The following is a 1557-nucleotide window of genomic DNA, read 5'->3' as shown; positions in this document are numbered from 1 at the left end:
GGGAACCAGCGACCGGATCGTCTTGAGAAGGCTCTGGGACGTGGGGTGCTTGAACGAGAACCGGCTGCGTTCGGTCTGGGCTCGCGGGCCCAGGTCCCCCTGGAGGGCGCGCTCGAAGAACGCGGCTCGCTTCGGTACGCGGGGCACTTCATCGTCGATGATCAGCGTGGTCGGCCGGTCGACCTGCTTCACAGTCTCCATGGGATAGCGGCTGTAATGCGACGGCCGCGCCGCGCGGCGGCGGCGCTCCCGGCCCGACTGGGCGCCGTTGATGCCCCACCAGTAGCGCAACCCCCTGGCCCGCAGCGCCGTGGCGTGCAAGGGACGATCGGTGGCCAGCTCGTAATCGGTTGCGATGACGGCGATGGAAAAGTTGTCGATGTATGGATTGCGGATCCGGTCCCCGTCCCGCACTCCGAGCCCTGCAAGCACGGCGAGACGCTGGGCATCGAGGAACTCGTGGCCCCGTATGTGGGGACGCGCCGAGAAACCCATGTGACGGATATGCCCGGCTATGACCACGGCGATCTCGGCGGCGCGCATGTCGGTGACGGCACGGACCGAGGGGGCGACCCAGTCGTGCGCCAGGTTGTCCTTGTCGGGAATCTTGCCGTCCTCGACCAGCAGCACGATGGCGTAGGCGTCGGAACGCTTCCCGGCGCCGTTCAGCCAGGCGTTGTCGGGAATCCTGCAGATGCCCACCTGGGAGGCATCCATGAAATAGGCGTTGCCCTTGATGTCGGCCGCCCGGCGGTCGAGATCGTCGGGAACGGGAGCCCGCCCGGGAGCCACCTCGTCGTCCACGAACTGGGCGAAAACGGACCGGTAGCGGTCCACGACCCGTGCGAGATCACCGCCGTTCGAATTGCTCGGTGGAGTGGATCTGGGGGGCGCCGCGCGCTCCACGGCGATGATGTCGTCATCGCGGGGAAGCGTTTCCAGGGGAAACAGGCCGTAGTGAAACGGCCGGTTCTTGGATCGCGCGTGAAATATCATGAGGGGATTCCTTGCCGGGAAGCGGTCATGAGCATTCTATACCCGAACAACCACAGGCCAAAGAATCCACAAATGCTGTGGATAACTCTGTGGAAAATACATTGATTGAGGCGCATATGGCGCGACGCTGCGCGACTTCGAGATAAATTGGTCAAAAAAACGTCAAATTTCTTTTTCTATTACGAATCAATTGGTTATATGATTTTTTCTCAGCGCTGTACGAGAATAGCGCTCCAACTTCCATTTTTGTTGCACCAATTGGACGCTCGTCGCGCGGATGTGGACAGAATTCTCCGCGTCGAGTCCGCACATCGGTTACTTTCAGTGCATCGTTCCGGCTGCCTTGATCGATGGTTGGGCGATCGCACCGGCGAGGTCACTGTGTAGAAACGTGCACTCGTGTATTCTAGCGGGTCTGGACACTACAGTTTTGGAACCACCTCAGCGGAGACCTGCAGGGAGGAAATCATGATTTGCTTGCGTACAGCTTTGCTTTGCCTTACCGGGTTCTTTCTCGTGGCGTGCGAGCCTTCCGGAGAAATGGCGGCGAGTGACGAACCG

The 1557-nt window shown here is 60.9% G+C and carries 1 protein-coding gene; it reads right to left on the bottom strand.

Features of this window, described 5'->3' with window-relative positions; translation table 11 throughout:
• On the bottom strand, window positions 1-996 hold a 996-nt coding region (locus OXG98_06680; protein MCY3771688.1), incomplete at its 3' end, for a Fe-S protein.
• Between the last annotated feature and the right edge of the window lie 561 nt (window positions 997-1557).

Source organism: Gemmatimonadota bacterium (genome assembly GCA_026706345.1).
GTDB lineage: Bacteria > JAAXHH01 > JAAXHH01 > JAAXHH01 > JAAXHH01 > JAAXHH01.
Note: the sequence above shows the minus strand (reverse complement) of the source record. Positions and strands in the feature narration are given on the sequence as shown.